This window comes from Kumtagia sp. (assembly GCF_059502445.1).
Map to the genome: position 1 here is coordinate 1 of NZ_JCACER010000078.1, position 24,827 is coordinate 24,827.

The following is a 24,827-nucleotide window of genomic DNA, read 5'->3' on the forward strand; positions in this document are numbered from 1 at the left end:
GGCATGCGCCTGCGGCATTTCGATTCACCAATAACTTTCCCCGGACAGCCCTGCCGGGCAGGGGGAGAGGTGGCCCGAAGGGCCGGTGAGGGGGTGCTGCAATCAGCCCCAATGGCGTCGCTGCCGGTTCAGGCCGTCTCGATGTCGGGGATGCGCAGCACCTGGCCCGGATAGATCTTGTCCGGATGGGTCAGCATCGGCTTGTTGGCCTCGAAGATGATCGTGTTCTTGGCGCCCTTGCCCTTGCCGTACTGCGCCTCGGCGATCTTCCAGAGGTTGTCGCCCTTCTTCACCGTGTAGAACACCGGCGCCTTGGCCGGAGTCGCCGCCTTCACGAGCGCCGTCATATCGGTGCTTTCGAGCTTGAGGCTCGACTCCGGCGCCACCACCTTGAGCTCGTCGGCCTCGACCGCCGAGACGCCGAGCGTATTGCCGACGGCGATGACCGCCTTCTCGAAGGCGGACTGGTCCTTGACCACGCCCTTCAGCACCACCTTGTCGCCCTTCACCGCGACGTCGACCTTGTCGGTGCCGAGATTGTGCGACTGCAATTCTTTCTTCAGCGCCTCGGTCTTGGCGGCATCGTCGTCATCCTCGCCGAAGCCCAGCTTCTTGCCGACGCTCTTCATGAAGTCGAACATACCCATGGCCGTGGCACTCCCTAGCCGTTGCATTGCCTGCGGAATCTGCCCTGAAATCGCCGGGATGAAAAGCCCGGCGCACCCGCCGACTGCCCGGATGTTTAATTTCCCGCCGCGTTCGGAGCCGCCCCTCCCCAATATGCAGCCTCGTCATCCACGCATCCGGCCCGAAGCGATCGCGCCCGGGCGGCGGCTCAGTCGTCGCTGACCCTGCCGCGCAGCCGCTTCACCGTCGAGCGGCCGGCCTTGGATTTCAGCCGGCGCTCGACCGCGCCCTTCGACGGCCTTGTCTTCTTGCGTGGCGGCGGTGGGGGCTCGGCGGCCTTGGCGACCAGCGCCGCCAGGCGCTGGCGGGCGTCGATCCGGTTGCGCTCCTGGGTGCGGAAGCGGTCGGCCTCGATGACCACCACGCCATTCTTGGTGGCGCGCTGGCCGGCCAGCGCCAGCACCCGCTCGCGCACGCGCTCCGGCAGGCCGCGCGCATTCGCGGCGTCGAAGCGCAGCTGCACGGCGCTCGCCACCTTGTTGACGTTCTGCCCGCCCGGCCCGGACGCCCGGATGAAAGTCTCCGCGAGGTCATCGGCATGGATGACGACGCCGTCGGCGATCTGGATGGGATCGTCAGGGTTCATCCGCCAGACATGGCGCGACGGCGCGCAAAAGGGAAGGGGCCGCAGCCACCGGGCGGGCGCAAACGCCCGAAACCCGCGCGATCCCGCAGCCCGGCGGCAAAACAGCCTGTTCCCTTTCCGTATGAATGCGTTATAGGCGCGGACCATGACCACGCCGCTCAAGAACATCCGCAACTTCTCCATCGTCGCCCATATCGACCATGGCAAGTCGACGCTCGCCGACCGCCTCATCCAGCTCACCGGCGGCCTCGACGCCCGCGAGATGGCCGGCAAGGAGCAGGTGCTCGACAACATGGACATCGAGCGCGAGCGCGGCATCACCATCAAGGCGCAGACGGTGCGCCTCAACTACCGCGCCAAGGACGGCCAGGACTACGTCCTGAACCTGATCGACACGCCCGGCCATGTCGACTTCGCCTACGAGGTGTCGCGTTCGCTGCGCGCCTGCGAAGGCTCGCTGCTGGTCGTCGACGCCAGCCAGGGCGTCGAGGCGCAGACGCTGGCCAACGTCTACCAGGCGATCGACGCCAACCATGAGATCGTCGTGGTCTTGAACAAGATCGACCTGCCCGCCGCCGAGCCCGAGCGCATCAAGGAGCAGGTCGAGGAGGTGATCGGCCTCGATGCCAGCAACGCCGTGCTCATCTCGGCCAAGACCGGCATCGGCATCGAGGAGGTGTTGGAGGCGATCGTCACCCAGCTCCCTCCGCCCCGCGAGGGCGACGCCCAAAAGCCGCTCAAGGCCATGCTGGTCGACAGCTGGTACGACGCCTATCTCGGCGTCATCGTGCTGGTGCGCGTCATCGACGGCGTGCTGAAAAAAGGCCAGCAGATCCGCATGATCGGCACCGGCGCCCGCTATCCCGTCGAGCGCACCGGCTTCTTCACGCCCAAGATGGTGCAGGCCGACCAGATCGGCCCCGGCGAGTTCGGCTTCATCACCGCCTCGATCAAGGAGGTGGCCGACACCCGCGTCGGCGATACCATCACCGAGGACCGCCGCCCCACCGAAAAGCCGCTGCCGGGCTTCAAGCCGGCGCAGCCGGTGGTGTTCTGCGGCCTGTTCCCGGTCGACGCCGCCGACTTCGAGGATTTGCGTGCCGCCATGGGCAAGCTGCGCCTCAACGACGCCAGCTTCTCCTTCGAGATGGAGACCAGCGCTGCCTTGGGTTTCGGCTTCCGCTGCGGCTTCCTCGGCCTGCTGCATCTGGAGATCATCCAGGAGCGGCTGGAGCGCGAGTTCGACCTCGACCTCATCGCCACCGCGCCGAGCGTCGTCTACCGCATGCGCCTCACCGACGGCACCGTGAAGGAGCTGCACAACCCTGCCGACATGCCCGACCTCGTCAAGATCGAGGCCATCGAGGAGCCGTGGATCCGCGCCACCATTTTGACCCCCGACGACTATCTCGGCTCCATCCTGAAGCTCTGCCAGGACCGCCGCGGCGTGCAGGCCGACCTCTCTTATGTCGGCAAGCGCGCCATGCTGGTCTACGACCTGCCGCTCAACGAGGTGGTGTTCGACTTCTACGACCGCCTGAAGTCGATCTCCAAAGGCTACGCCTCCTTCGACTACCACTTGACCGACTACCGCGAGGGCGACCTGGTGAAGATGTCGATCCTGGTCAATGATGAGCCGGTCGACGCGCTCTCCATGCTGGTCCACCGCTCGGCAGCGGAAAAGCGCGGCCGGGTGATGTGCGAGAAGCTGAAGGAGCTGATCCCGCAGCACATGTTCAAGATCCCGATCCAGGCGGCCATCGGCGGCCGCATCATCGCCCGCGAGACCATTTCCGCCCTGCGCAAGGACGTGACGGCAAAATGCTACGGCGGCGACGTCACCCGCAAGCGCAAGCTGCTCGAGAAGCAGAAAGAGGGCAAGAAGCGCATGCGCCAGTTCGGCAAGGTCGACATCCCCCAGGCGGCGTTCATCGAGGCGCTGAAGATGGGGGATTGAGGGGGTAGCGATCGACAAGCGTAGCAAAAAACTGGAGAGGCAACACACGTTCCTCTTTTGTTCCCAAGCCACTTCGGCTACGATTCGCACTGCCTACTTTGTAAGGCTTGTGGGGGACACATGCTAGCGAACAACGAAACTTGGCATTCCATTAGGCGTATGGCTCGTATTAACCATGATCGATATGCCCTAATTTGCAACGACGCGTTGAAGGTCCTCGGACGACTACCTGACAACTCCGTTGATACATGCCTGACTTCACCACCCTATTGGGGGGTAAGAGACTATAAAGAGACGCGGCAAATCGGTGACGAAGTTGAGCTTGATGCCTACGTCGAGCAAATCGTCAAAACGTTTGAATTAATAAAACCCAAACTGCGTTCAAAAGGTACTGTTTGGCTCAATCTAGGAGATAAATACCTAAGCGGCATCAGCACTGAGGGTGGTCGCCCACCGTCTACTGGCTGGAAACGCAACAAACAACTCGCGCTGGTTCCGTTCCGGGTGGCGATCGCTCTCCAAGAGCAGGGTTGGTGGTTGCGCAACTCTGTCGTTTGGCACAAGCCAAACGGAATGCCAACGAGTGCAGATGACAGGTTGGCTAATAATTGGGAACCTGTGTTTTTATTCTCAAAGGGCGAGAGGTATTACTTCGACTTGGACGCTATCCGCGTTCCCCATAAAACGGATGACAATAAGGAGCGCGTTAGGGCGCTAAACGGTGGAAACCGCGGCTTTACGGCTGGTGCCAGCGAATTACGCCGATGGCTCAGTTCGCCTCGCCATCGAGCGACCATCGATGGGTACAAGGAGATTGATGTTAGGCCCAATGCTCCCGATGCCGTAACGCTAGCATCATATCTCCGAGGTTACCTGACTAAGCGTAAGACCACTATTGGCAAGATAGCATCCGAGCTAGATCAACCATTTGAACGAGTACGTCACTATTTCCGGACCGATGAAATCGGAGCACGATTGCCACCTCCTGACACTTGGTTGCGGTTGAAGGAGCTACTCCAGCTTGACAGTCAATTTGATGAATCGATGGAAGTTCAGCGCAAGGACAACGTCTTCCGCAATCACCCAAAAGGGAAAAATCCTGGTGATGTGCAAGCTTTTGGCGTAGGTCCGAACACAACCGGGCATCTAGCAACAATGCCCGTAAGGCTGGCAGAATGGTGCCTCTCTGCAACGCTTCCATTAGGGGGGGTCTGTCTGGATCCGTTTTCTGGAAGTGGAACAACCGGCATCGCTGCATTGAAATTGGGGGGGAAATACGTCGGAATAGATATTTCAGAAAAACACATAAATTCTTCCGAGAAGCGATTTATTAACTTCTTGTCTGAGCAATTGCAGCAAGCCGCAGAATAGCAGGGGTATCGAGTGCATCAAGATTACCGAATTCTGGGTTTGGATCAAATTGAAGCAATCGAAAAATCAACTCTTAGGGTAGTTGTCCAAGCTATCCAAGAGTACTCCTGGGAGGCTAAGCAGATTTTTGATAAGACAGAAGCTGCAAGCGATACAGAGGTCATCGTTTTGGCAGAAGACATTGTTCAGTATGCCCTTGAAGTCGCCGAATTTTACCCGATCAACAAGCGCTATGCTGGCTTTATCGACTACAAGAGAGTTCGATGGTTTCCTGCCGCCTTTGGAGTTTTCCCGCAGGCATTACTCGTTGACGCAAAGGCATCTACTGAGAACACAAGGGATACACTCCAGCAGTCACAGCTTCCTATGGACGCGGAATTCCTCGGGCGCGATGGGAAAACTGTCCGCCTCCGTGCCGGGGTCGAACCACATCTAGAGATTGCATTTGAAGATGGCGCAACCGTCGCAGCCATTTCAACGTCGATCTTAGTTCACTTCTACTACGACAATCGCCCGTCATCCGGCGGGCAGCAACGGGATTTACGCTCGATATTCGTGCTTTCACTGCCACACGCCAGTCTGAAGCAGAAGTACAATCCTGATCCCCAAACTACCTTCTTTGGTCAAGGAAAACACTCCCCTGCGAGGGGGGAGGTTCCACGCGTACGTGTCTACTTTTCTCGATTGAAGTCAGCATGCCCTTGGCGGTTGCAGGAACTGAAGTACGATCCTAGTGGAGGTGGTTACACGACGCCGCGATGGCGAGACGGTGACGGTGCTGATAGTGAGAGCAGCAGCTTGTTTCATTTTATTCCGCGCGGCAGCCGATAGACGGCGTCACCACCTTCGATATGCCTGATCGAAATTTCGCTAGATCCCACTGGCCCCGTAGTCCCCTCGCTCCTTCCAGCGCCCCCATCCGTCTCGGCGCTGCGCGCTCATCCACCTTCTCCTCAACGGGGAGAAGGTGGAGTACCGTCCCTTCAAAAAAAATTCTCCCAGCTTTTCCCCACCCCCAAACCTCCCGCACAATCGCATGCGCTCGCTTATCCAACGCGTCTCCTCCGCCTCCGTCACGGTGGACGGCGCCATCATCGGCGAGATCGGCCCCGGCCTCCTGGTGCTGGTCTGCGCCATGCAGGGCGACAGCGAAAAACAATGGCTGGCGCGCAAGGTGGTCAGCCTGCGTATCCTCCGCGACGACGACACCGGCGGGGCGGCACTCGTCGTCAGCCAGTTCACGCTGGCGGCGGAAACCAAGGGCAATCGCCCCGGCTTCTCCACTGCCGTCGCGCCGGACGACGGCAAGCGCCTCTACGCGCATTTTTCGGCTGAGATGGCGTCGTTCGGCGTGCGGGTGGAGAACGGCGTTTTCGGCGCCGACATGCAGGTGTCGCTGGTCAATGACGGCCCGGTGACCATCTGGCTCGACACGGCGGGCTGAAGCGCCCCCTTCTCCCCTTGTGGGAGAAGGTGGCCGACCCGGAGGCGCGAGCCGAAGGGGAGGTCGGATGAGGGGTGTTGGGCGAAGCGCCGCGCTGGAACACCCCTCATCCGCCTTCGACAAGCTCAGGCTCAGGCACCTTCTCCCACAAGGGGAGAAGGTTGGGCGCTCGCCCGTTGCGCCTCCCGATGCTAGCCTCCTCCGTGCAACAAGGTTTCGCCCATGCGCGGTTTCGACTTCTCCTCCTGGCAAACAATCCTGACCTCGATCGCCGGGCTGCTCTTGGTCACGCTGATCGGCATGGGCATCCGGCTCATCATGATGATGACGCTGCAGCAGCGGCGCGAGCGCCAGAACCGCCAGATCAACGAGCGGCTCAAGGCGCTGATCGCCGCCTACAAGGTGCTCGGCGGCTCCTTCACCGGCACGCTCGCCGTCAGCCCGCTGCATCTGCGCGACCTTCGCGCGGCGGCCGAGGCCGAAGGCGCGGAAGCGGCCGCCGCTGGCTCGGAGCGAGCGCGGCGCATCCGCGACGCGGTCGAGGCCGCGCTGTCCGACATAGTGCTGTTCGGCACCGAGAAGCAGGTGGAGCTCGCGGCCGCGGCGATGCGCGACATGGCCGCCGGCAAGCCGGTCCACGTGCATGAGCTCGTCGCCTCGTTGCGCGTCTATATCCGCGAGGTCTTGGACCTCGATCCGATCCCGCAAACCGTCGTCATCCCCGCCCAGGGTCCGGCACGCCCCTCCGCTTCCGCCGGCCGGGTCGGCCGCGAGCGAGAAGGCGGCGGCGGACGCGGCGGCGGTGGCGGAATGGGCGGCGGCATGATGATGGGCGGCCTCGGCGCCGCCGGCGACACCGACCCGGCGGACAAGGGCTGACGTCGAGACGAAGGGTTTTATCACCAACGGCCCGGTGACGATCCGGTTCTGATGGCGGATTGAGCCGTTGGCCCGGTGGCAGACGGCGCTGTCGAACGGGCCGGCCGCGGCCAGCACATGCCGGCACAGGAGTTTCGGTGCATACATTTTCGCCGGCTTTGGTTCGCCACCTTCGAGGCCTGGATTCCCGACACTCTCCGCTCCCTTCGGTCGCTCACGAGGTCGGGAATGACGACATCGACGGGAGCCTCCGCCAGTCGCCAGCGTCGGTGCTTGGCCGAAGCAAATCATGAATTGTCGTCATTCCCGACCTCGTGAGCGAGCGACAGCGAGCGGAAAGTGTCGGGAATCCATGCCTCGGACTCGAAGACGCCAAAGCCGGGGCAGGCCGACGCCCGGCTCGAGACCGGCAGCGGAAATGTCCCATTCACCATGCCCGACAGGTGAGGGGCAATCCGAAAAAGGGGATAGTTTTTCGCCCCTCCGCGCAAAGACGGCGGCACCCCAAGGCCGAAAAGCCAACCGCCTCCGGCACTTGTCCTGCGTCGCCGCGACCCGCGCCGGCGAAATATGCCCCTGCCGGCCGATTTTCATCCCCGCTCTTTCCGCCTCCCGCATAATCTCCGGCAGTTCCTCCCGCGGGAACACCGGTCGCGACGGTGGTTTGGTGGGGAGGGACCGGCGCCTCCGGTGCGGGAAGACGTAGCCCGCGCCCGGGGAGGCCCGTCCGAAGGTTCCTCCTCCGCAACTATGTGCGGGGCGCACTGGACGAGTGCTGCGGCATGGCCAGCCGAGGCGACGCAAGAAGCCGGAGCCGGAGCTATAGCGAAGCGGAACGGGATAGGGCCCAAAGTCGCCGGACGGGCGGCCGCGAGGTCGCGCAAATTTTAGATGAGCGACCTCGCGGCCGCCCGTCTTCCCGACCTTTCACAAAACTCGGCGGCAGCGCGCGAGAAGGAGAGCCCATGCCCAGACGTACCCGGGACGATATGAAAAGCCCAGCCGACGGCACGCCCCTGCCCGATCGGCAGCGCTGGCTGGAGCGGCTGGCCGCCGTGCCCGGCCTCGGGGCGCCGCCGGAAGGCATGAGCGAGGAGGAATGCTGGTCGCCGAAACCCTGCGAGCCGGCCGACTGGAGCGATCTTCTGGTCGCCGACCGCTACGAGCATTTCGAGATGCCGCCCGGCTGCCCGCGCTTCCGCGTGCCGCATGCGCCGCGCACGCCGTGGCAGAGCGAGGCGCAATACGAGGCCGACCGGCGCTCGACCGAGCAGTTCTACTTCACGCTCTCCATCTGCCTCGGCATCGCCCAGCAGGCCGCCACCGTCGTCGGCCTGCACAGGAGCTGTCCGCGAAATCCCTGCCGGCGCGCCGGCCAATGCGTGTCGCGGCGCGCCGAGGACGACTGGACGGTGTTTCCGGGACCGATGCTGCCGCCCTGCTGCAACGACCGCGCCCGCACCGAGCTGGTGCGCCACATGGTCAACGTCAAGCTCGAGCAGATCCGCGAGGAGCGGGGCGGCGAGGAGCCGTAGCCGGCTTACTGTGGGAAGCAATCGCATATGGCGGTTTTCGTCACCCCGCCCGCCTCCCTGAAGGCAGGGCAATCGTATGTGGTGGTCGGCGAGGACTTTCGCCGCTTCGTACCCCTCGCCCCTAGCCGGCTGGCCTCTCCGCCAGGCGCCGATCGTCGACGATTTCGCGCGGCATGGCGACCACAAGGTCCCCCTCCCCCTTGTGGGGAGGGGCTAGGGGTGGGGGTAACTCACATGCGACTGTCCTGCATCGAGGGGAAGCAGGGTGACAAACCAGGGCCATGCGTTTGCCCTCTCCGCGAGGAGGGGCAAGCCGCGTCGCTCCCTGCGCTCAGCTCCGCCGGCGATACATGTAATAGCGCTCGGCCGGCACGCTGTCTGGCAGCGGCAGCGCGGCCAGCGCCTGATGGTCGAGCGGCAGGCCGGAGACGATGATGCCGCCGCCCTGCACCAGCGAAGCCGTGAGGTCCGGCAGCCATTCCAGCGTCTGCCGGTCGAGCGCGTCGTTGCCGGTGCCGATGTCGACATGGGCGAGGGCGGCGCCGATGCCGGCGAAGCGGGGGGCCGTGACGCGGATCTCGCCGAGCACGAGATCGTCCTCGGCCGGCACGCAGCTCAGATGCGCCGCCAGCACGCGGTCGAAGGCGATGATGCGCCGTCCGGGCAGGCGCTCGCGCAGGTGGTCGAAGGTGCGGCCGTTGCCGAGGCCGATCTCCAGGATCGGGCCGTCGAGCGAGGCCGCCTCGGCGCAGGCGGCGTCGAGCAGGGTGCGCTGCGCCGTCATGCGGCGGATGAAGCTGTCGAGGCGGCTCATCGGCGCCCGCCGCCCTGCTTCGCCCGGTGCTTCGGGCGCGGCGTCGTCATGCGCAAAGCCACGCCGTCACACCCCGCTGCGGGCCGCGCGCGGCAGGAAGCGTTCGATCAGCTCCTCGACATGCGCGTTGCGGGCGCGCGCCGTGTCGCCGCCCATGACCACCACGACGAGGCGGCGGCCGTCGCGGCCGACCGAGGTGCAGATGTTGAAGCCGGAGGCGCGGATATAGCCGGTCTTGATGCCGTCGACCCCGGCGACGCTGCGCAGCAGCTCGTTGTGCCCGCGGATGGCGCGGCCGCGATAGGCGAAACTCTGATTGGAGAAATAGGCGTATTGCGCCGGGAAGCGTTTTCGCAGCGCCAGACCGAGCACGGCCATGTCGCGCGCCGTCGTCACCTGGCTGTCGTCGGGCAGGCCCGAGGCGTTGCGGAAGGTGGTGCCGCGCATGCCGATCGAGCGCGCCTTGGCCGTCATCATGGCGGCGAACTGCTCCTCGCTGCCGCCGAGATATTCGGCCACCGCCACCGCGACGTCGTTGGCCGACTTGACGGTGAGCGCCAGGACCGCGGATTCGGCGTCGATCGTATCGCCCGGCCGGAAGCCGAGCTTGCTGGGTGGGCGCCGCGCCGCATGGGCCGACACCGGGATCGGCGTGTCCCTGGCGATGCGCCCGGATTCCATCGCCTCGAACAGCATGTAGAGCGTCATCATCTTGGTGAGCGAGGCAGGATAGCGCGGCGCGGTGGAATCCGCCTCGTAGAGCACGCGGCCGGTATTGGCATCGACCACGATGGACGCGTATTTGAGCGAGCTCGGGCGCTGCGGCTGCGCCACGCGCAGCGTCTCGCTCGTCGAGCAGGCGGCGAGCGCCACCAGCATCAGCAAGAACATCGCCGCCGTCCTGAGCGGCGCGGTGATCGTCATCATGGATTCCCGCACGACGCCAATTGCCCGATTCGGGCCGCCCACTCCCCGTGAAGCAGCCGCGCGGACGCTACTCCAGGTGCGCCCCTTCCTGCAACGGCGGATGCCGGCGCCTCCCCAGCTCTTCGTCCGCATCGCCGGGTATTGAGCCAGCACACATGGTTGACATGGCGCAGCTTTCGTTCAACTATGAAAACGCGCCGGGCAAGCAGGCCCGACAAGGCGCAAAGCTGCATGACATATTGATGGCAAGCGTGCCCACAGTGCCAACTGTCGGGCACTTTTTGCGTTGAGGGGTCATGACGCAGGCGCAATACCACATCGGCGTGCTGTTTTCGCAAGGCGGCCCATACGGGGTGGTTTCGCGCTCCATGTACAACGGAGCCATGCTCGCCTTCGACGAGATCCGGGCATCCCGGGACTATGCCTTCGCCGTAACCCCGATCGTCGCCGACCCCGCCGGTCGCTTCGAGCAGTATGCGATCTCGACGTCGGATCTCCTGGGCAGGCAGGGCGTCCGCCACGTCGTCGGCTGCTACACGTCCTCCAGCCGCAAGGACGTCATCCCGCTCTTCGAGAAGCATGACGCGCTGCTCTGGTATCCTTCGCACTACGAAGGTTTCGAAAGCTCGTCCAACGTCGTCTACACCGGCGCGGCGCCGAACCAGCACATCGTTCCGCTGATCGAGTTCCTGCTCGCGCACATGGGCAAGCGCGCCTATTGCATCGGCTCGAACTACATCTGGGCGTGGGAGAACAACCGCATCCTGCGCGAAGCCCTGTCCGCGGCGGGCGGAACGGTGCTTGCCGAGCGATACACGGCCGTCGGCGACATTGACCTTTCGAAGATGATCGCCTCCATCCTCGACGCAAGGCCGGATTTCATCTTCAACACGCTGATCGGCACCAGCGCCTACCGCTTCTTCCAGGACTTCCGCATCGCCTGCGCGGAACGCGGCATCGACCAGCCCGCTGAAATGCCGGTCGTGAGCTGCAGCCTTTCCGAGCCCGAGCTGGAGCAGATCGGGCCGCGGGCCATGGACGGCCATATCAGCTCCAGCGTCTATTTCTCCTCCATCGACACGCCGGCCAACCGGCGCTTCGTTGCCGCCTACCAGGCGCGCTGGCCCGACGGTCCCGCCACGTCGGCGGATGCGGAAGCCTCGTATGTCGCGGTCAAGATGCTGGCCGCCGCGGTCGCGGCGGCGGGGTCCGACGATGTCGAAGCCGTACGCCAGGTATTGCCCAGCCTGTCCCTCGACGCACCGCAGGGGACCGTCAGCATCGACGGCCGGACCACCCACGCCTGCCTCACCCCCCGCATCGGCAAGTCGACCAGGGCGGGGCAGTTCGAGATCCTGTGGGCGGCAAGCCGGCCGGTCCGGCCCGATCCCTACCTGGTCCAGACCACACCCCGCTATGCGGTGCGCAACGGCATGCCGGCACTGAGGGCGGTCAAGTGAGCGAACCGCGGATCATCCAGAACTTCATCGGCTACCGGGCCACGATCGCCACGGAACAGCCGGCGGCCGTCGAGCAGCTCGAAGACATGCTCGCCAAGCTCGGCATGTCCTCCGCGATCGCGGAGATCGCCGACGGCAAGCTGCAGATCGAGCCCGGCGACAAGGATGTGCTGTTCATCGATTCCGATCTCAACGTCACCGTCGAGACGGGCGGCGCCGAGCCGAGCCGATGCCTGCCCGTGATCGGCATCGTCGGCGTTGAGGCCCCCAGTAGGCTGCGGTCGCTGATGCAGCTGGGAGCCACCGCGACGCTGCGCAAGCCGGTTCACAGGGCGGCGGTCTATTCGGCGCTCTTCGTCGGCATCAACGAGTTCCGCCGCCGCCGCTACCTCGCCGATCGCCTCGAACAGCACGAGCGCCGGCGGCTGCTGCGCAAGAGCCTGGTGAAGGCGGTGCTCGTCGTCATGCAGCGCACCGGAGCCGACCACTCCGCCGCCTATGATCTGCTGCGGCGCGAAAGCATGCGCTCGCGCCAGAGCATCGAGGATTTCTGCGAAACGTTCATCCAGGCAAACGGTCCCGAGTTGGATGAACCCGAAACAACGGTCGGGACGACGAAAACATACGCCAAAAAGCCTTGAACCAGAGGAGAAATAGAATGACTGTCAGTTTGCTACGGGCAGCTACATTGGTCTGCGCTTTCGCGCTATCGGCGACCGCCCACGCTGCCGATCCCATCAAGATCGGCGTGCTGGAGGATCAATCGGGAGACTTCGCCGCGGCGACCATCGGCAAGGTTCACGCCATCGAGCTCGCGGCCGAGGAAATCAACAAGGCCGGCGGCATTGCCGGCCGGCAGATCGAACTGGTCGTCTACGACACCCAGTCGGACAACAACCGGTATCAGGAATTCATGCGCCGGGTGCTCCAGCGCGACAAGGTCGACGTGGTGTTCGCGGGGTTCTCGTCGGCCTCGCGCGAAGCCTACCGGCCGATCGTCAACCAGTTCGACGGGCTGGCCTTCTACAACAACCAGTATGAAGGTGGCGTCTGCGACGCCAACATGATCGTCACCGGCGCCGTGCCCGAGCAGCAGTTCTCCACGCTGATCCCGTGGATGATGGAGACCTACGGCAAGCGCGTCTACACCATCGCGGCCGACTATAATTTCGGCCAGATTTCCGCGGAGTGGGTGCGCAACATCGTCAAGGAGAACGGCGGCGAGATGGCCGGCGAGGAGTTCATCCCGCTCGGCGTTTCGCAGTTCTCGCAGACCATCCAGAACATCCAGACGGCAAAGCCGGACTTCGTGGTGACGTTGCTGGTCGGTGCGGCCCAGGCTTCGTATTACGAGCAGGCCTCGTCGGCCAAGGTCGGCCTGCCGATGGCGTCGTCGGTCAATGTCGGCCAAGGCTATGAACACAAGCGCTTCACGCCGCCCAGCCTGGCCAACATGTATGTGACGACCAACTACATCGAGGAGGTCGACACGCCAGCCGGCAAGGCGTTCCTTGAAAAGTTCCACGCCAAGTACCCGAACGAGCCCTATGTGAACCAGGAAGCGGCGAACTCCTACATCGCCATGAACCTCTACAAGCAGATGGTCGAGCGCGCCGAGGGCTCCACCAACCGCGAGGATCTGCGCAAGGTGATCGCCCAGGGCGACGTCTGCTTCGACGGGCCGTCCGGCAATGTCTGCCTGGACCCGAAGAGCCAGCATATGTCGCACACCATCTTCCTGGCCAAAGTGGGCGACGACCACTCGATCTCGTTCCCGAAGGTGTGGGAAAACATCAAGCCTTACTGGCTGGGTGATGCCGGCTGCGACCTGACGCAGGCCGATCCCAGCGAGCAGTACACGCCGTCCAATCCTCCGGCCAAGCAGTAGTCCCTGACCGCCGGGCTGGCGCGGGTTCTTCGCGTCGGCCCGGCCGTAGCTGTTTGCCAACCGGAGAGCCTCATGGATCTTGCGACAGCAGTCGTGTCGTCGGCCTATCAATTCGGTGACGCGTTCGCGTTTCTGGTCCTGTCCGCATGTGGCCTCGCGGTCATTTTCGGCATGATGGGCGTCATCAACCTCGCCCATGGCGAGTTCATCATGTGCGGCGCCTACATGACCGTTTTCGCGGTCGGCTGGGGCCTGCCGCTGCCGCTGGCGATCCTGTGCGGCAGCCTTTTCGCCGGGCTGGTCGGGATGGTGATCGAGCGCCTCGTGGTGCGCAGGCTCTATGCCCGGCCGCTCGATTCCATCCTGGCGACCTGGGGCGTCAGCCTCATCGCCTCGCAGGGCACGCTGATCCTGTTCGGCCCGACCATGCGTGGCGTCGGCACCCCGCTGGGCAGCTTCACGGTCGGCGCGCTGTCTTTTTCCTACTATCGGCTGGTGCTGATGGCGACGGCGCTCGCGGTGTTGCTGCTGCTCTATTTCGTCTTCAACAAGACCCGCTTCGGCGTGCTGGCGCGCGCCACCATCCAGGCGCCGCACATGGCCAACGCCCTCGGCGTCGACACCAACCGCGTCTACGCCTTCACCTTCGGCATCGGCGCGGCTCTCGCCGGCCTGACCGGAGGCATCTATGCCCCGACAATGACGATGATCCCGACCATGGGCACCACCTTCATCATGGAGGCCTTCGTCACCGTCGTGGTCGGCGGCGCCGACGTGTTCATCGGAACGGCGCCCGCCGCGGCGTTGCTGGCGATCGTCAAGGCCTCGCTGACCTCGTGGCAGGGCCAGCTGGCCGGCCAGATCGGCCTGCTGCTTGCCGTCATCGTCGTCATCCGCCTCCTGCCGAAAGGCATCACCGGCTTCATCCTGAAAGATCGGGCGTAAGCAACAATGTCAGTGTCACGGATGTTGAAACGGCTGGAAGGGCCACAGACCATGGGCAGGGGACCCGTGTTCTGGAGCGCCTTCGCTGTCGTGTTGGCCGTCGCGGTCGTCTATCCGCTGTTTGCCGACGGCTACGATGTCGGCAACAATATCTACTTCCTCAACTGGACGTTCATGGCGCTCGGGCTCAGCCTGATCTGGGGTTATGGCGGCTCGCTCTCCTTCGGCCAGACCGCCTTCTTCGGCATCGCCGGCTACAGCTACGGCATCCTCACCATCAATTTCGGCACGGCATACGGCTTCGGCCTGCTCTCGGTGCTGATCGCCGTCGCCATCGCGGCGCTGTTCGCCGCCGTCCTCGGTTATTTCCTGTTCTTCGGGCGGATCAGCGGCATATTCCTCGGTATCGTCACCCTGTCCGTGACCCTTGCCCTCGAACGCTTCATGGCCCAGACGGCCGGCCCGGAGTGGAAGGTCGGCAGCGCGCGCCTCAACGGCTTCAACGGCATGAGCGGCATGCCGCCGCTGACCCTGCCCTGGTTCGGCGGCGAAATCGTCCTTTATCCCGACATCGGCCTCTACTATCTGGTGCTGGGCCTGCTCGTCGTCGTCTATCTCGGGCTGCGCATCCTGGTGAACTCCAAGTTCGGCAATGTGCTGGTGGCGCTGCGGGAGAACCCGCAGCGCGCCGAGATGCTCGGCTACGACATCCGCAAGTATCAGCTCGGCTGCTTCGTCATCGGCACTGCGCTGGCCGGCCTGAGCGGCGTCCTCTACACCAGTTGGGGGCAGTACATCACGCCGTCGAGCATGGGCATCACCGCCGCGGCGCTGCCGATCATCTGGGTCGCCGTCGGCGGCCGGTCGGACCTGACCGCCACCCTCATCGGGACGCTGGTCGTGCTTTCGGCGTTCCAGGCGCTGACCATCTACGGCAGCCAGTACGCGCTCGTGGTGATGGGCCTGCTGCTCGTCTGCACCGTTCTCCTGGCGCCCAGGGGGCTGGTCGCCAATGCCGGCATCCTGCTGGCCTCCCTGTTCGACCGCAAGGGCAGGAGCAAATAGCCCATGGCCCTGTTGCAGACACAGAACCTCAACAAGCATTTCGGCGGCCTGCACGTCACCGCCGACGTCAGCTTTTCCCTGCAGCCCGGGAAGATCCACTGCCTCATCGGCCCCAACGGCGCCGGCAAGAGCACTTTCTTCAAGCTGCTGCTCGGGCAGTACCAGCCGTCGGCCGGAACGATCATGTTCGACGGCGAGGACATAACCCGCCTCAAGCCGTTCCAGCGCATCAACCGCGGTATCAGCGTCAAGTTTCAGGTTCCGGGCATCTTCGCGGCGCTCAGCGCGCAGCAGAACCTGCAGATCGCCCTGCAGCACCGGCTGGGCCCGGCCGACCTCGACGCCGAGGTCGAAAGGCTGCTCCGCTTCCTGCAGCTCGAGGAGGTCGCGGACCAGCAGGCGGGCAACCTCAGCCACGGCCTTAAGCAGTGGCTCGAGATCGGCATGGCCATCAGCCTGAAGCCCAAGCTCCTCCTGCTCGACGAGCCGACCGCGGGAATGTCGCCCGAAGAAACCTTCATGACCGGCGAGATCGTCCAGCAGCTCAACGCCGAGGGCATGACCGTGCTCGCGGTCGAGCACGACATGGCGTTCGTGCGCCAGGTGGCCGACCGCGTGTCGGTGCTGCATTTCGGGCGCATCTTCGCCGAAGGCACGATCGACGAGATAGTCGCCGACGAGCGGGTCGCCGCCATCTATCTGGGGCAGAAGCATGACTGAGGCCTTGCTCGAAATCACGGGCCTACGGGCTGGCTACGGCGGCAAGCCTGTCCTGCAGGGCATCGACCTCACCGTCGCGAAGGGTGAGATCGTAGCCGTGATCGGCCGCAACGGAGTGGGCAAGTCCACGCTGATGAAGACGCTGATCGGCCTGGTCGAGAGCATGGCGGGGACGATCAGGCTGGATGCCTCCGAACTCACCGGGCTCAGCCCGTTCCGGCGCGCACGGCTCGGCATCGGCTATGTTCCGCAGGGTCGCGACGTCTTCCCGCGCATGAGCGTGCGGGAGAACCTTCAGGTCGGCGAGGCCATGCGCGAGCGCATCGCGCCGGATGTCTACGACCGTATCTACAGCCTTTTCCCGATCCTGAAGGAGCGAGCCGGCCAGCAGGCGGGGACCATGTCGGGCGGGCAGCAGCAGCAGCTCGCCATCGGGCGGGTGCTGGTGGGCTCGCCGCAACTGCTGCTGCTCGACGAACCGTCGGAAGGCATCCAGCCGTCCATCGTGCAGGACATCGGCCGCATCATCCGGCAACTCAACCGGGAAAGCGGCATGACGATCATGTTCGTCGAGCAGAACCTCGACATGATCAAGGCCCTCGCGCAGCGCTGCTACGTCATGGACAAGGGGCGCATCGTCGCTCACGTGACCCCGCAGGAGCTCGAGGACCGCGACACCATCAGAAAGCACCTGGCCGTCTAGGCCGCGCGATCAACAAGGGAGAAAACGAGATGTCCTGGCTTCACGATTCGATCATGGCCAAACGCGCGGTGGCGAAGGGCAAGGTCAACAGCGTCCACAGCATGACGGAAGCCGATCAAGGCAAATATCACTACGTCTACGGCCCTTATGCCGAGCCTGTGCTCAGGGTCGACCCCGGTGCCGAGGTCTCGGTCGAGACCCACGACGCCTTCGAGGGCCAGATCAGGAGCGAGTCCGACATACCCAGTCAGATCCTGAATTTCCCCTATCTCAACCCGCAGAACGGGCCGATCTACGTCAACGGCGCCGAAAAGGGCGACTGCCTGGCCGTCTACATCAAGGAGATCCGCCCGCGCGGGGAGCAGCCGTCGGGCACGACCTGCCTCATCCCCGAGTTCGGCGGCCTCGTCGGCACGGGTGATACCGCCATCCTCAACGCACCGCTTCCGGAGCGGGTGAAGAAGGTCCACATCGACGCCGTGAAGGGCGTGACCTGGAACGACAGGATCACCATACCCTACGAGCCGTTCATCGGCACGATCGGCACGTCGCCCGAGATCGAGGCGATCTCGGCGCTTCAGCCGGACTACTACGGCGGCAACATGGACCTGCCGGACGTGGCGCCGGGCGCCGTGGTCTACCTGCCGGTCAACGCGCCCGGCGGTCTGCTCTATCTCGGCGACTGCCATGCGAACCAGGGCGACGGCGAGCTGTGCGGCGTCGCGCTCGAGCACCCCACGGTCACCACCGTCCAGATCGACCTCATCAAGAACTGGAACTTCAAATGGGTCCGACTTGAGAACGAAAAGGTTGTCATGACGATCGGCTCGGGTCGTCCGATGGAGGACGCGGCCCGTATCGCCTATCGCGAGCTGGTGCGCTGGATGGCCGCCGACTACGGCTTCGCCGAGCTCGACGCCTATATGCTGCTGACGCAGGTCGGCCGCGTGCGGCTCGGCAACATGGTGGACCCGAAATACACGCTCGGGGCCTCCATCCTCAAATCCTATCTCGCATAGCTATCCTTCCGCCGTTCGTCGCCGTCGTCTTGACGGCGGCGATGCGGCCGCAGCCACTCAAACGTGCTTGCGGCCGCCGGTCTCGCGGAACCAGCTGTCGGGATAGGGATACCACCATTCCTGTATCGCCGGCTTGTGGTCGATGACGACCATCTTGGAGCGGCGGAAGGCGTCGAGGCCCTGGCGGCCGAGCTCGCGCCCGAGGCCGGACGCCTTCCAGCCGCCGAACGGCAGGGCGTCGTTGTCGATGAGCGGATTGTTGATCCAGACCATGCCGGCCTCCAGCCGCTCCGCGGCCTCGTGCGCCTCGGCGAGATCGGTGGTGAAGATCGAGGCGCCGAGCCCGAACGGGCTGTCGTTGGCGCGTTCTATCGCCTCGTCGAAATCCTTCACCCGGCAGACGGCGGCGACCGGACCGAAACATTCTTCCCGGCAGATCGCCATGTCGGGCGTCACACCGGTGAGGATCGTCGGCTCGTAGAACCAGCCGATAGTGTGGGCCGGCGGAATGCGGCCGCCTGTCACGGCCGTGGCGCCGCTGGCAATCGCGTCTTCGACCAGCCGCATGACCTTGGCGCGCGCCGCCTCGCTCACCAGCGGGCCGATCTCGCTCTTGTCGAGACCGTTGCCGATCCTGAGCGCCCGCGTCCTCTCGGCGAACAAGTCGACGAAACGGTCGTGCACCTCGTCGACGACGAAGAACCGCTCGGCCGAGGTGCAGACCTGGCCGGAGAGGTGGAAGGCGGCGGTGACGGCGCCGGCCGCCGCGACATCGAGCGGCGCGTGCGCCGAGACGATCATCGGATCGGAGCCGCCGGCCTCGATGACACAGGGTTTCATGCGCTCGGCGCAAGCGACCGCAACTGCCCTGCCGGCCGCTACCGAGCCCGTGAAGGCCACCGCATGCGTTCGCTCGGACTGGATCAGCGCCTGCGCGGTCGCCGCGCCGCCTGGCAGGCAGGAGACGAGGCCCTCGGGCAGCGAGCGAAAGACGCTCATGTAGTCGAGCGTCGACAGCGTCGTCGCCTCCGCCGGCTTGATCACGCAGGCATTGCCGGCGGCGAGCGAGGCCGCGACCGTCCAGCACATCAACAGGATCGGAAAATTGTAGGGCATGATGTGCACCGACACGCCGTAGGGCTCGTAGCGCGCATACTGGAACGAGCCGGCCTGCGTCGTCCCGGCGATCTTGCCCGCCTCGTCACGCGCCATCTCGGCATAATAGCGGAACACGCCGGCGCAATTGGCGATCTCGCCGATCGCCTCCGGATAGGGCTTTCCCATCTCGCGCACCATCAGCTCGGCGCAGCCGGTGAAGTCGGCTTGTTCGATGGCGTTTGCCACCTGGTGCAGATGTTTTGCCCGGCTTTTCGCGTCGAGCCTTTTCCACATGGCCTGCGCGTGCGTGGCGGCATCCAGCGCCGCCTCGATCTCGGCATCGGTGGCAGCGGAAATCGCGCCGACGGTCTCCAGTGTGGCCGGGTCGATGACGGGCTTCGGCGCGCCCGCCATCGGATGATAGCCCGGGTTTACGAAGAAGGTGGGTCGCTCTGGCAGGAATTCCATGCCGGCCTCCTGCTCAGCGGATCATGTAGACCTTCTTGATCGTCTCATGGACGGTGCACACGCCCTTCCAGTCCTGCGGGAAGAAGGCGGCTGTGTCGGGCATGATCTCGATCACCTCGCCGCTTTCGTGGACATAGGTGCAGCGGCCTTCGAGAAAATGGCAGAACTCGTCGCGCGTGACGTGGCATTCCCATTTTCCGGGCGTGCAGACCCACAATCCGCATTCGGAGCGCCCTTCTGGTCCCTTGTGCAGCAGCTTGCCGGAGGTATGCGACTGGCCCTCGATCATGGTCGGGATGACACCCCAGTCGACGAGGTCGGTGATGGAGAGCGGGTTCTTCCAGACGGGAGTGGTCATGATTCGTTCCTTCGGCTCATCTTCTGCCAGGATGTAGATATTGCGCATGGTCTCATGCACGGTGCATTCGCCGGTCCAGCCGGCCGGGAACATGACAACCGTGCCAGGCCCGACCTCGATCGTCTCGCCGTTGTCCGAGCGATAGGTCGCCCGGCCGAAGACGAAATGGCAGAGCTCGTCGCGCGGGATGGCGAGGCGCCAGCGGCCGGGCGTGCACACCCAGATGCCGCATTCCGGACGGTTGTCGGGCCCCTTGTGGACCAGTCTTCCGCTCGAATGCGAGGAGCCCGGAAATCGCGTCCGGCTGCACGCCCCAGTCGACAAGGTTGGTGCGCGTCGAGGCGTCGTGGAGATGCGAGGCGGAGGAGGTCATAGGCAGCACCTTACCCTCCCCCTTGTGGGGAGGGTCGGCGAGCCACCGAAATGAAATGGAGGTGGCGAGACGGGGTGGGGGTCGGGATGACAAACCCTAACTCCCCGCTCCTGGATGGTTTTGGCACCCCCACCCCGCCTCAATCGCTCCGCTTCGCTTCGCAATTTCAGCGATCCTCCCCACAAGGGGGAGGGTAAATCCTGCGCCCTCACAGCAGCCCCTCCAGCAGCCGCGCCGCCTTTTCCGGGCCGTTCTGCGCCTGCATGTGTGTCGAGGTGGCGGCGAGTTTCGCCTGCATCGCCGGATCGGAAATGCAGCTTTCCAGCTTGGCGATCAGCTCGGCGTCGGTCCAGTCGTAGCGCGGCATCTTGAAGCCGTGCCCTGTCTCCTGCACGCGCGTAGCGTTGTCATGGCCGTCCCAGACATAGGGCATGATGATCGCCGGCTTGCCGAAGAACAGGCACTCGGTGAAGGAGTTGTTGCCGCCGTGGTGGATGACGGCGTCGACCTGCGGGATGACCGAGGGCTGCGGGAACCAGCTTCCGAGGATGACGTTGCCGGGCACATCGGCATAAGAATCCGTGTAGCCGCCGACATTGACCAGCGCACGGAACCGGCTGTCGCCGATTGCCGCGATGATGCGCTTCAAGAGGTCGGTGTCGCCGGCGCCGAGCGAGCCGAAGGACACATAGATCAGCGGTCCGTCATTGTTTTTCGCGAAGGTGGGCACCTCGTAGGGCGCCTCCTTGCGCACGCAGCCCTCCAGGTACTGGAATTTCGCCGGATCGAGTGGATGCCGGCGGTTGAACTTCACCGCTTCGGGGTAGAGCAGCAGGTTGAGATGCGGCGAGGCCTCGAAGAACTGGCCTATCGGATAAGGTCGCTCGCCGCTCTCGGTGAGGAAGGCGTTGAAGTCGTCGTGGATCGGCTTGATCACTGCGTTGAAGTGGTCGCTGTAGGCCTTGTGGCAGGCGTGGTCGTTCTCGCCGCAGCCTGAAAGATGCGGGGGTATGTCCTCGTCCTCGATTTCGTTCTCCGAGCAGGAGATGATGCGCACCCAGGGTTTTCCGGACTGCTTTATTGCTGGAAACAGGATGACATTGTCGACGCAGATGAGGTCCGGTCTGATCTTTTCCAGTACGCCAGGCAGGTCCTTCTCAGCCCATTTGGCGCTGTCGACGATCGCCGTCCAGCAGTCCTTCACGTAATTGTCGACCTGGTCGTAGGGCGATTTGCGGAAGTTCGGGATGTGGCCGTTGATGAAGTCCTCCCAGAACTTCGCCATCTGCTCCGGCGGCATTGGTTCGGAGAGGTTCACCGGATAGGCCTCGAAGCCATACCCCTTGTAGACGTCGACAAAGCCGGGATCGGACAAAAACACCGCCTTGTGGCCGCGCGCCTGCACGGCCTGGGCGATGCCGACGGAGTTCAGCGCCGGCCCATAGGCGGCTTCGGGAAAGAATGCGATCGTCTTCTGGGCCATGCCTGCCTCCAACAGAACTCAGTTCCTGAAAATGCGCGTGTCTTCCGCCGCCCAGCCGATCTCGACCGTGTCGCCGACCCTGACCGGGCGGCGGTCGGCGGCGTCGGCGGTGACGCGGACGAGGAAAGGTTTTTCGGCGAGCGCCGTCCGGATGTGAAGCTGCAGGTCGAGGCCGTGATAGGCGAGCGCCTCGACCGTGCCGGCGACGCGGTTGATGCTATCCGCGGCGGGGAATAGCGCCACTCGCTCGGGACGGACGGCGGCCACTGCCCTGTCGTCAACGGCCATGCCCTCCGGCACGCGGCCGCGAAGCATCGTGCCGTCCCGCGCCGTCACACCGTCAGGTGCGGCGCGGCCCTCGCAAAAATTCATCACGCCGATGAAGTCGGCGACGAAACGATCGGCGGGGCGCTCATAGATCTCGTGCGGCGTGTCGCATTGCAGCAGTTTTCCGTCCTTCAGCACCGCCATGCGGTCGGCCATGACCAGCGCCTCCTCCTGGTCGTGGGTGACCACGACGAAGGTAATGCCGACCTCGTGCTGGAGGCGCTTCAATTCCATCTGCATGGCGCCGCGCAGTTTCTTGTCCAGCGCGCCGAGCGGTTCGTCGAGCAAAAGCAGGCGCGGGCGTTTCACCAGCGCACGGGCGAGCGCGACGCGCTGTTTCTGGCCGCCGGAAAGCTGCTCCGGCTTGCGGTCGGCCAGTTGGGATAGCTGCGTCGTCGCCATGATCTCGTCGACCCGCGTGCGGATTTTTTCCGTGGGCAGCCGCTCCATCTCCAGCCCGTAGGAAATGTTCGCGCGCACGCTCATATGCGGGAACAGCGCATAGGACTGGAACATCAGATTGACCGGCCGGCGATTGGGCGGCACGGCGGAAATATCCTTGCCGTCGAGCAGGATGTTTCCGCCGCTCGGCGTCTCGAAGCCGGCCAGCATCCTGAGCAGCGTGGTCTTGCCGCAGCCGGACGGGCCGAGCAGGGCAAAGAACTCGTTCTCGCGGATCGCCAGCGACACGTCGTCGACGGCGGCGATGCGGCCAAAGTTTTTAGTCACCCGGTCGATGGCGAGCAATGTTCTCATCGCTCCACCCGGCCCTTCGAGGCGTCGACGTCCTCGAAAGCAAGGCTATCGCATTTGAAGTTACCCCCACCCCTAACCCCTCCCCACAAGGGGGAGGGGGACTTTGCGGCCGCTATGCCGCACAAAACCCTTGATGATTGGCGCTTTGCGGAGATGCGAGCAAATCCCCCTCCCCCTTGTGGGGAGGGGCTAGGGGTGGGGGTGCTTTCGTCTGAGCTGTTCATAGAGAAATACGTCATTGCCCCACCATCCCCCGATTGAGACGCTGCGAGATGGTGAGCGCGACGATGCTGACGGCCATGACGATGGTGGCGAGCGCGTTGATCTCCGGCGTGATGCCGAAACGGATCATCGAATAGATCTGCATCGGCAGCGTCGTGGAGGCGCGGCCGGCGCCGGCGGTGAAGTAGGCGATGATGAATTCGTCCACCGACAGCGTGAAGGCGAGCAGCGCGCCGGCGATGACGGCCGGCAGGATGACCGGCAGGGTGATGCGCCGGAAGGTGGTGACGGCCGAGGCGCCGAGATCGGCGGAAGCCTCGGTGATCGACCAGTCGAAGCTTTTCAACCGCGCCCGTACGACCGAGCAGACGAAGGCGATGTTGAAGACGACATGGGCGAGCACGATGGTGTGCAGCCCCATGGTGACGTCGAGCATGGAGAAGAACGACAGCAGCGCGATGGCGAGCACGATGTCGGGGATGATCATCGGCGCGAAGATCAGCGCCTCCAGCGCCGAGCCGCGCCTCTTCCGCATCTCCACGCCGAGCGCCAGCAGCGTGCCGAGCAAGGTGGCGATTGCCGTGGAGACGCTAGCCACGATCAGCGTGTTGAGCGCGGCCGACAGGATGTCGTTGTTGCCCGCCAGCGAGGCGTACCATTTGAACGAAAAACCGGACCACACGGTCGGCAGGCCGCCTGCGTTGAACGACAGCGCGACCAGAACCGCGATCGGGATGTAGAGGAAGGCGAAGACGGCGATCAGGATGGCGCGGTTCATGCCGCCTCCTCCCGCACCGTCGCGCGGCCCGATGCCCGTTCGGCGGCAAAAGCCTGCAAGGTCAGCAGCAGCATCATGATGGCGATCAGCACCATCGACAGGGCCGCGCCGAACGGCCAGTCGTTGGCGGTCAGGAACTGGTCGTAGACGAGATTGCCGATCATCTGGAAGCGGCCGCCGCCGAGCAGCGCCGGCGTCACGAAATTGCCGATCGACAGCACGAAGACGAAGACCGCGCCGGCGGCAATGCCGGGCAGGGTCAGCGGCAGGACGATGCGGCGGAAGGTGGTGAAGGCCGAGCCGCCGAGATCGCGTGAGGCTTCCGCGAGTTCCGGATTGAGGCGCGACAGCGGCGCATAGCAGGCGAGGATGACGAAGGGCAGGTAGTTGTAGACGAGGCCGGCGATCACCGCGCCTTCGGTGTAGAGAAGTGACGGCGGTTCGCCGGTATAGCCGAGCCAGCGCAGAAGCTGGGTGATCAGCCCCTCGCGGTTGAGCAGCACGATCCAGGCATAGGTGCGGATCAGATAGTTCGACCAGAATGGCAGCACGGCGAAGAACAGGTAAATGGGCTGTCGGTGGCGCGGCGCGGCGGCGATGGCGTAGGCCGCCGCATAGCCGATGACGACGGCGATCGCCGTCGCCGTGCCGGCGATGCGGGCGGAGTTGAGGAAGATGCCGGCATAAAGCGGGTCGAAAACCTGCGCGAAATTTTCCAGCGTGAAGGTGTATTCGACGCCGCCATAGATGCCGCGCCGGAAGAAGGCCAGCGCCAGCACCAGCGCGCAGGGGATGACCATCAGCCCGGTGAGCCAGGCCAGCGCCGGGGCCATCAGCAGGGTTGAGCGGGGGGTCACGGCCGCCACCTGCCGACGGTATCATCCTGCCTTGGGCAAGGGGGTCGCGCGTCTTCGCACCCCCCTCTGTCCTGCCGGACATCTCCCCCGCAAGGGGGGAGATTGGC

Annotated in this window: 24 protein-coding genes and 1 pseudogene; 14 read left to right on the plus strand and 11 right to left on the minus strand. The window is 64.4% G+C overall.

Features of this window, described 5'->3' with window-relative positions; translation table 11 throughout:
• Nucleotides 1-128: 128 nt before the first annotated feature.
• Nucleotides 129-647, minus strand: coding sequence for a peptidoglycan-binding protein LysM (lysM, locus tag AC5JDC_RS21395; protein WP_495844408.1), 519 nt, complete (start codon nt 645-647; stop codon nt 129-131).
• Between the two features lie 188 nt (nt 648-835).
• A complete protein-coding gene (gene arfB, locus AC5JDC_RS21400; RefSeq protein ID WP_106774178.1) occupies nt 836-1,273 on the minus strand; it encodes an alternative ribosome rescue aminoacyl-tRNA hydrolase ArfB in 438 nt (145 codons plus the stop codon).
• Between the two features lie 145 nt (nt 1,274-1,418).
• Between arfB and lepA the strand changes: the two genes are divergently transcribed.
• The 6 genes from lepA (at nt 1,419) to AC5JDC_RS21430 (ending at nt 8,459) form a co-directional block, all read left to right on the plus strand.
• Entirely contained in the window at nt 1,419-3,230 is a 1,812-nt protein-coding gene (gene lepA, locus AC5JDC_RS21405) for a translation elongation factor 4 (protein ID WP_495844410.1), read from the plus strand.
• Between the two features lie 207 nt (nt 3,231-3,437).
• Nucleotides 3,438-4,601, plus strand: a complete 1,164-nt coding sequence (locus AC5JDC_RS21410) for a DNA-methyltransferase (protein WP_495844412.1) — start codon at nt 3,438-3,440, stop codon at nt 4,599-4,601.
• 12 nt (nt 4,602-4,613) lie between these two features.
• Nucleotides 4,614-5,432 carry an SfiI family type II restriction endonuclease gene (locus AC5JDC_RS21415; protein WP_495844414.1) on the plus strand — a complete coding sequence of 273 codons (819 nt, stop codon included), beginning with the start codon at nt 4,614-4,616 and terminating at the stop codon, nt 5,430-5,432.
• 205 nt (nt 5,433-5,637) lie between these two features.
• Nucleotides 5,638-6,045 (plus strand): D-aminoacyl-tRNA deacylase, encoded by a 408-nt coding sequence (gene dtd, locus AC5JDC_RS21420; RefSeq protein ID WP_495844416.1) that lies wholly within the window; start codon nt 5,638-5,640, stop codon nt 6,043-6,045.
• A gap of 222 nt (nt 6,046-6,267) precedes the next feature.
• Nucleotides 6,268-6,924 carry a hypothetical protein gene (locus AC5JDC_RS21425; RefSeq protein WP_495844418.1) on the plus strand — a complete coding sequence of 219 codons (657 nt, stop codon included), beginning with the start codon at nt 6,268-6,270 and terminating at the stop codon, nt 6,922-6,924.
• 965 nt (nt 6,925-7,889) lie between these two features.
• Nucleotides 7,890-8,459, plus strand: coding sequence for a hypothetical protein (locus AC5JDC_RS21430; protein WP_495844420.1), 570 nt, complete (start codon nt 7,890-7,892; stop codon nt 8,457-8,459).
• 331 nt (nt 8,460-8,790) lie between these two features.
• Here AC5JDC_RS21430 and AC5JDC_RS21435 read toward each other — a convergent pair whose 3' ends face one another.
• Nucleotides 8,791-9,273 (minus strand): class I SAM-dependent methyltransferase, encoded by a 483-nt coding sequence (locus AC5JDC_RS21435; protein ID WP_495844422.1) that lies wholly within the window; start codon nt 9,271-9,273, stop codon nt 8,791-8,793.
• 66 nt (nt 9,274-9,339) lie between these two features.
• Entirely contained in the window at nt 9,340-10,197 is an 858-nt protein-coding gene (locus AC5JDC_RS21440; protein WP_495844424.1) for a D-alanyl-D-alanine carboxypeptidase family protein, read from the minus strand.
• A 299-nt stretch (nt 10,198-10,496) separates the two neighbouring features.
• Between AC5JDC_RS21440 and AC5JDC_RS21445 the strand changes: the two genes are divergently transcribed.
• The 8 genes from AC5JDC_RS21445 to AC5JDC_RS21480 all read left to right on the plus strand — a co-directional run bounded on the left by AC5JDC_RS21445 (nt 10,497) and on the right by AC5JDC_RS21480 (nt 18,000).
• Nucleotides 10,497-11,660, plus strand: coding sequence for a transporter substrate-binding domain-containing protein (locus AC5JDC_RS21445; protein ID WP_495844427.1), 1,164 nt, complete (start codon nt 10,497-10,499; stop codon nt 11,658-11,660).
• A complete protein-coding gene (locus tag AC5JDC_RS21450; protein ID WP_495844429.1) occupies nt 11,657-12,301 on the plus strand; it encodes an ANTAR domain-containing response regulator in 645 nt (214 codons plus the stop codon). Before AC5JDC_RS21445 ends, AC5JDC_RS21450 begins: the two co-directional genes overlap by 4 nt.
• A 17-nt stretch (nt 12,302-12,318) precedes the next feature.
• Nucleotides 12,319-13,548 carry an urea ABC transporter substrate-binding protein gene (locus AC5JDC_RS21455; protein ID WP_106774169.1) on the plus strand — a complete coding sequence of 410 codons (1,230 nt, stop codon included), beginning with the start codon at nt 12,319-12,321 and terminating at the stop codon, nt 13,546-13,548.
• Nucleotides 13,549-13,620: 72 nt separating this feature from the next.
• Nucleotides 13,621-14,493 (plus strand): ABC transporter permease subunit, encoded by an 873-nt coding sequence (locus AC5JDC_RS21460; protein WP_106774168.1) that lies wholly within the window; start codon nt 13,621-13,623, stop codon nt 14,491-14,493.
• Nucleotides 14,494-14,544: 51 nt separating this feature from the next.
• Complete coding sequence (locus AC5JDC_RS21465) at nt 14,545-15,558, plus strand: branched-chain amino acid ABC transporter permease (RefSeq protein WP_425351370.1); 1,014 nt, start codon at nt 14,545-14,547, stop codon at nt 15,556-15,558.
• A gap of 3 nt (nt 15,559-15,561) precedes the next feature.
• Nucleotides 15,562-16,278: an ABC transporter ATP-binding protein gene (locus AC5JDC_RS21470; RefSeq protein ID WP_495844433.1), complete on the plus strand. Its 717-nt coding sequence runs from the start codon at nt 15,562-15,564 to the stop codon at nt 16,276-16,278.
• A complete protein-coding gene (gene urtE, locus AC5JDC_RS21475) occupies nt 16,271-16,981 on the plus strand; it encodes an urea ABC transporter ATP-binding subunit UrtE (RefSeq protein WP_495844435.1) in 711 nt (236 codons plus the stop codon). The genes AC5JDC_RS21470 and urtE overlap by 8 nt, the downstream gene beginning before the upstream one ends.
• A 29-nt stretch (nt 16,982-17,010) precedes the next feature.
• Nucleotides 17,011-18,000, plus strand: a complete 990-nt coding sequence (locus tag AC5JDC_RS21480) for an acetamidase/formamidase family protein (RefSeq protein WP_106774164.1) — start codon at nt 17,011-17,013, stop codon at nt 17,998-18,000.
• Nucleotides 18,001-18,057: 57 nt separating this feature from the next.
• Here AC5JDC_RS21480 and AC5JDC_RS21485 read toward each other — a convergent pair whose 3' ends face one another.
• From AC5JDC_RS21485 to AC5JDC_RS21515, 7 genes and pseudogenes are all read right to left on the minus strand, one after another.
• Nucleotides 18,058-19,566: an aldehyde dehydrogenase family protein gene (locus AC5JDC_RS21485; protein WP_495844437.1), complete on the minus strand. Its 1,509-nt coding sequence runs from the start codon at nt 19,564-19,566 to the stop codon at nt 18,058-18,060.
• 13 nt (nt 19,567-19,579) lie between these two features.
• Nucleotides 19,580-19,924, minus strand: a complete 345-nt coding sequence (locus AC5JDC_RS21490; RefSeq protein WP_495844444.1) for a cupin domain-containing protein — start codon at nt 19,922-19,924, stop codon at nt 19,580-19,582.
• A 93-nt stretch (nt 19,925-20,017) separates the two neighbouring features.
• A pseudogene (locus AC5JDC_RS21495) lies at nt 20,018-20,143 on the minus strand (cupin domain-containing protein); the annotation flags it as partial.
• Nucleotides 20,144-20,505: 362 nt separating this feature from the next.
• Nucleotides 20,506-21,780, minus strand: a complete 1,275-nt coding sequence (locus AC5JDC_RS21500) for a glycosyltransferase (RefSeq protein WP_495844439.1) — start codon at nt 21,778-21,780, stop codon at nt 20,506-20,508.
• An 18-nt stretch (nt 21,781-21,798) separates the two neighbouring features.
• The gene (locus AC5JDC_RS21505) at nt 21,799-22,863 is read right to left on the minus strand and encodes an ABC transporter ATP-binding protein (protein WP_495844440.1); all 1,065 of its coding nucleotides are present in this window, start codon (nt 22,861-22,863) and stop codon (nt 21,799-21,801) included.
• 235 nt (nt 22,864-23,098) lie between these two features.
• On the minus strand, nt 23,099-23,863 hold the full coding sequence (locus tag AC5JDC_RS21510) for an ABC transporter permease (protein WP_495844442.1): 765 nt from the start codon (nt 23,861-23,863) through the stop codon (nt 23,099-23,101).
• A complete protein-coding gene (locus AC5JDC_RS21515; protein WP_495844446.1) occupies nt 23,860-24,696 on the minus strand; it encodes an ABC transporter permease in 837 nt (278 codons plus the stop codon). Before AC5JDC_RS21515 ends, AC5JDC_RS21510 begins: the two co-directional genes overlap by 4 nt.
• Between the last annotated feature and the right edge of the window lie 131 nt (nt 24,697-24,827).

Bases quoted from the DNA above. Each gene is read 5' to 3' on its own strand.
- lysM (WP_495844408.1), bottom strand. From the start codon at position 647: ATGGGTATGTTCGACTTCATGAAGAGCGTCGGCAAGAAGCTGGGCTTC.
- arfB (WP_106774178.1), bottom strand. From the start codon at position 1,273: ATGAACCCTGACGATCCCATCCAGATCGCCGACGGCGTCGTCATCCAT.
- lepA (WP_495844410.1), top strand. From the start codon at position 1,419: ATGACCACGCCGCTCAAGAACATCCGCAACTTCTCCATCGTCGCCCAT.
- dtd (WP_495844416.1), top strand. From the start codon at position 5,638: ATGCGCTCGCTTATCCAACGCGTCTCCTCCGCCTCCGTCACGGTGGAC.
- AC5JDC_RS21425 (WP_495844418.1), top strand. From the start codon at position 6,268: ATGCGCGGTTTCGACTTCTCCTCCTGGCAAACAATCCTGACCTCGATC.
- AC5JDC_RS21430 (WP_495844420.1), top strand. From the start codon at position 7,890: ATGCCCAGACGTACCCGGGACGATATGAAAAGCCCAGCCGACGGCACG.
- AC5JDC_RS21435 (WP_495844422.1), bottom strand. From the start codon at position 9,273: ATGAGCCGCCTCGACAGCTTCATCCGCCGCATGACGGCGCAGCGCACC.
- AC5JDC_RS21440 (WP_495844424.1), bottom strand. From the start codon at position 10,197: ATGACGATCACCGCGCCGCTCAGGACGGCGGCGATGTTCTTGCTGATG.
- AC5JDC_RS21445 (WP_495844427.1), top strand. From the start codon at position 10,497: ATGACGCAGGCGCAATACCACATCGGCGTGCTGTTTTCGCAAGGCGGC.
- AC5JDC_RS21455 (WP_106774169.1), top strand. From the start codon at position 12,319: ATGACTGTCAGTTTGCTACGGGCAGCTACATTGGTCTGCGCTTTCGCG.
- AC5JDC_RS21460 (WP_106774168.1), top strand. From the start codon at position 13,621: ATGGATCTTGCGACAGCAGTCGTGTCGTCGGCCTATCAATTCGGTGAC.
- AC5JDC_RS21465 (WP_425351370.1), top strand. From the start codon at position 14,545: ATGGGCAGGGGACCCGTGTTCTGGAGCGCCTTCGCTGTCGTGTTGGCC.
- AC5JDC_RS21470 (WP_495844433.1), top strand. From the start codon at position 15,562: ATGGCCCTGTTGCAGACACAGAACCTCAACAAGCATTTCGGCGGCCTG.
- urtE (WP_495844435.1), top strand. From the start codon at position 16,271: ATGACTGAGGCCTTGCTCGAAATCACGGGCCTACGGGCTGGCTACGGC.
- AC5JDC_RS21480 (WP_106774164.1), top strand. From the start codon at position 17,011: ATGTCCTGGCTTCACGATTCGATCATGGCCAAACGCGCGGTGGCGAAG.
- AC5JDC_RS21485 (WP_495844437.1), bottom strand. From the start codon at position 19,566: ATGGAATTCCTGCCAGAGCGACCCACCTTCTTCGTAAACCCGGGCTAT.
- AC5JDC_RS21490 (WP_495844444.1), bottom strand. From the start codon at position 19,924: ATGACCACTCCCGTCTGGAAGAACCCGCTCTCCATCACCGACCTCGTC.
- AC5JDC_RS21500 (WP_495844439.1), bottom strand. From the start codon at position 21,780: ATGGCCCAGAAGACGATCGCATTCTTTCCCGAAGCCGCCTATGGGCCG.
- AC5JDC_RS21505 (WP_495844440.1), bottom strand. From the start codon at position 22,863: ATGAGAACATTGCTCGCCATCGACCGGGTGACTAAAAACTTTGGCCGC.
- AC5JDC_RS21510 (WP_495844442.1), bottom strand. From the start codon at position 23,863: ATGAACCGCGCCATCCTGATCGCCGTCTTCGCCTTCCTCTACATCCCG.
- AC5JDC_RS21515 (WP_495844446.1), bottom strand. From the start codon at position 24,696: ATGGCCCCGGCGCTGGCCTGGCTCACCGGGCTGATGGTCATCCCCTGC.